A 3,760-nucleotide genomic window follows, 5' to 3' on the forward strand; every position below is an offset into this window, starting at 1 on the left:
CCGCGAGACGATGCGGCGCAGCCGCGAGTATCGCGGTCTGAACGCAGGGACCTCAGGGGCCGAACCCGGCGACGCCGTAGGCGGCGCAAATAAACACAGCAAAAATTACAGCGGCACCCGGCGTAGTAGACCGTCTTCGGCGTCCGCGGCTTCGACCTCGTCCCGGGTGACCCCGAGGATGAACAGGACGGCATCCAGATAGGGATGCGACAGCGCCGTATCGGCGACCTCCCGGAGCGCGGGTTTGGCATTGAACGCCACACCCAGGCCCGCCGCGTTCAGCATGTCGATATCGTTGGCCCCGTCCCCCACCGCGACCGTCTGTTCCATCGGGATCCCGGATTCGGCCGCGAAGGCCCGCAGCGCGGTCGCTTTGTAGGCGCGGTCCACGATCTGACCGGTGACCCGGCCGGTGAGTTTGCCCCCGGTCACCTCCAGCACGTTGGCCTGGACGAAATCGAGGTCGAGTTCGCGGGCGAGCGGGTCGATCACCTGCCGGAAGCCGCCGGAGACCACCCCGCAGCGGAACCCGAGCCGCTTCAGCGTGCGGATCGTGGTGCGCGCGCCGGGGGTGAGTTCGATCGTCGCGGCGACCTCCGCGATCACCGATTCGTCCAGCCCCGCGAGGGTCGCCACCCGCTGGCGCAGCGATTCCGCGAAGTCGATCTCGCCGCGCATCGCCGCTTCGGTGACGGCCCGGACCTGTTCCTCGACGCCGGCGTAGGCGGCCAGCATCTCGATGACCTCACCCTGGATCAAGGTGGAGTCCACATCGAAGACGATCAGTCGTTTCGCCCGCCGGGACAGCCCCGCGCGTTCCACGGCGATATCGATCCGTTCGGTCACCGCCACCTCGGCCAGCGCCGTGCGGAGCCGGGAATCGGTGTCACCGGCCCGGTCCGGCGCGGTCACCATGAGTTCCATCCCGGTGACCGGGTAGTCGGCGATACCGCGGATGAGGTCGATGTTCACGCCGAGCGACGCCAGTTCCCGCGATACGGCGCTGAACGCCCGCGCGGTCACCGGGGCGCCGAGCACCACCACGGCGTGGGTCGATACGGGCGCCCGCGCGGCATCGGCGTCGACATCCACGTCGACCTGCATGCCGACGGTGTTCATCGCTTCTTCCAGCTCGTCCTGCAAAGCTTCGGGGTCGGCGGGGCAGGTGATCAGCACGCCCAGGGTGAGCCGGCCGCGGATCACCACCTGCTCGATATCGAGCAGGCTCACCCGATGCCGCGACATCGCGGTCAGCAGCACCGACGTCACGCCCGGACGGTCGGGCCCGGTCACGGTGACCAGAACGGTCGTCTCGGCCAAAACGGCTAGCTCACTCTCTGTATCCATGGCGCCGCTCCGGCGCCGGAGGTACGGGGTAATCAGTCTCGAGATCGGCGAACCCGAGGTTCACCCTCCGCTGTTTCCTCCGCTTCGCGCTGTTATTTTTGCGCCCCCTTCGGCGGCGCAGGGTTCGGGGGCTGCCTCAAACGAGATGTGCACCCGCTGGTATCCCAGCAGGTGCACATCTCGGTCATGCGACGGGGCTAGTTTTTGGCCAGCGCGGGCTCGTCGGGGTGGTGTTTGGATCCACCGTTGAACCCGACGTGGGCTTCCTTGCGCATCCGCTCGACCATATGCGGGTAGTGCAGTTCGAACGCGGGACGTTCGGAGCGGATCCGCGGCAGTTCGTAGAAGTTGTGCCGCGGCGGCGGGCAGGTGGTGGCCCATTCCAGCGAGTTGCCGTAGCCCCAGGGGTCGTCGACCGTGACGACCTCGCCGTAGCGGTAGCTCTTGAAGACGTTCCAGAAGAACGGCAGCATCGAGGCGCCGAGCACGAACGCACCGATCGTGGAGATGGTGTTCAGCGTGGTGAAACCGTCACCGGCCTGGTAGTCGGCGTAGCGGCGGGGCATACCCTCGGCGCCCAGCCAGTGCTGCACCAGGAAGGTGAGGTGGAACCCGAGGAACGTGGTCCAGAAGTGCCACTTGGCGAGCCGTTCGTCCAGCATGCGGCCGGTCATCTTGGGGAACCAGAAGTAGATACCGGCGTAGGTGGCGAACACGATGGTGCCGAAGAGCACGTAGTGGAAGTGGGCGACCACGAAGTACGAATCGGTGACGTGGAAGTCCAGCGGCGGGCTGGCCAGGATGACACCGGACAGACCACCGAAGAGGAATGTCACGAGGAAGCCCACCGAGAACAACATCGGGGATTCGAAGGTCAGTTGCCCCTTCCACATGGTGCCGATCCAGTTGAAGAACTTCACACCGGTCGGGACCGCGATCAGGAAGGTCATGAACGAGAAGTACGGCAGCAGCACCGCGCCGGTGGCGTACATGTGGTGCGCCCACACGGCGATGGACAGGGCCGCGATACCGAGGGTCGCGTAGACCAGCGTGGTGTACCCGAAGATCGGCTTCCGGCTGAACACCGGGAAGACCTCGGAGACGATACCGAAGAACGGCAGCGCGATGATGTACACCTCGGGATGCCCGAAGAACCAGAACAGGTGCTGGTACAGCAGGATGCCGCCGGTGCCCGGATCGTAGATGTGACCACCCAGGTGCCGGTCGTAGGCCAAGGCCATCAGCGCGGCGGTCAGCAGCGGGAAGGCGAGCAGCACGAGCACGCTGGTGACGGCGATGTTCCAGGTGAAGATGGGCATCCGGAACATGGTCATACCCGGAGCGCGCAGGCAGACCACGGTCGTCAGCATGTTCACACCGCCGAGGATGGTGCCCAGGCCGGAAACGGCCAGGCCCATGATCCACAGGTCGGCGCCCACACCCGGCGAGTGCAGGATATCGGTGAGCGGCACGTAGGCCGTCCAGCCGAAGTCCGCGGCGCCGCCCGGGGTGATGAAGCCGGCGGTCGCCATGGTCGCGCCGAACAGGTACAGCCAGTAGCTGAACGCGTTCAGCCGGGGGAAGGCGACGTCGGGGGCACCGATCTGCAGCGGGAGGATGACGTTGGCGAACCCGAACACGATCGGGGTCGCGTAGAACAGCAGCATGATGGTGCCGTGCATGGTGAACAGCTGATTGAACTGCTCGGGCGAGAGGAACTGCAAACCCGGGCGAGCGAGTTCACCACGCATCATCAGAGCCATCAGGCCACCGATGGCGAAGAACGCGATCGACGTGGTCAGGTACATGATGCCCAGGACCTTGGGGTCCGTGGTGGTCACCATCTTGTAGATGAACGACCCCTTCGGCCCCAATCGCGCCGGAAATGGCCGAGTCGCTTCCACCCCCTGCGGGATTGGCTTGGGCTCTACGGCAGTCACTGATCCTCCTGAAAGGTGCCTTTAGGTCGCTCCGCAGGCTCCACTGTTTGCCCGCTGCCCCGCTCGCACGGGACAGCCAACGGTTAGCTTGCGCTTCTCGAATCGTAAACCGTCCCCGGAGAGCGAGCCGAACGGGTCCTACTCTGTGTCGTACTACCGCCTCACCGACACCCCGCCGAACCCTCTCGTACTGGATCGACAACGGGCCACACCAGCGGTTCGGTGCCCGTCTCGTACTGGATCGGCAATGGACCACACCAGCGGTTCGGTGCCCGTCTCGTACTGGAGCGACAGTGGATCACACCAATGGTTCGGTGCCCGTCTCGTTCTGGAGCGACAGAGCGGGGGAGCGAAGCGGAGGAGCGGCGGAGTGAAGAACGAGACCAAGGGGGCCCCGAACCCCGCGCCCCCCCCGCGGGCGGCCCCCCAAACAAAAAAGAAACCAAAACCCCCCCGACGGGCGCCCCCCCGGA

At 65.8% G+C, this 3,760-nt stretch carries 2 protein-coding genes; both read right to left on the reverse strand.

The annotated features are described in order from the left end of the window. Positions 1–105: 105 nt before the first annotated feature. Positions 106–1,347: a phosphoserine phosphatase SerB gene (gene serB / locus QH276_RS30300; protein WP_280402681.1), complete on the reverse strand. Its 1,242-nt coding sequence runs from the start codon at positions 1,345–1,347 to the stop codon at positions 106–108. Between the two features lie 197 nt (positions 1,348–1,544). Further along, positions 1,545–3,287 carry an aa3-type cytochrome oxidase subunit I gene (gene ctaD / locus QH276_RS30305; RefSeq protein ID WP_280399082.1) on the reverse strand — a complete coding sequence of 581 codons (1,743 nt, stop codon included), beginning with the start codon at positions 3,285–3,287 and terminating at the stop codon, positions 1,545–1,547. Positions 3,288–3,760: the final 473 nt, after the last annotated feature.

The organism is Nocardia carnea, from assembly GCF_029869215.1.
Lineage (GTDB): Bacteria > Actinomycetota > Actinomycetes > Mycobacteriales > Mycobacteriaceae > Nocardia > Nocardia carnea_B.

Coding starts and splice junctions, on each gene's coding strand:
- serB (WP_280402681.1), bottom strand. CDS start 1,347: ATGGATACAGAGAGTGAGCTAGCCGTTTTGGCCGAGACGACCGTTCTG.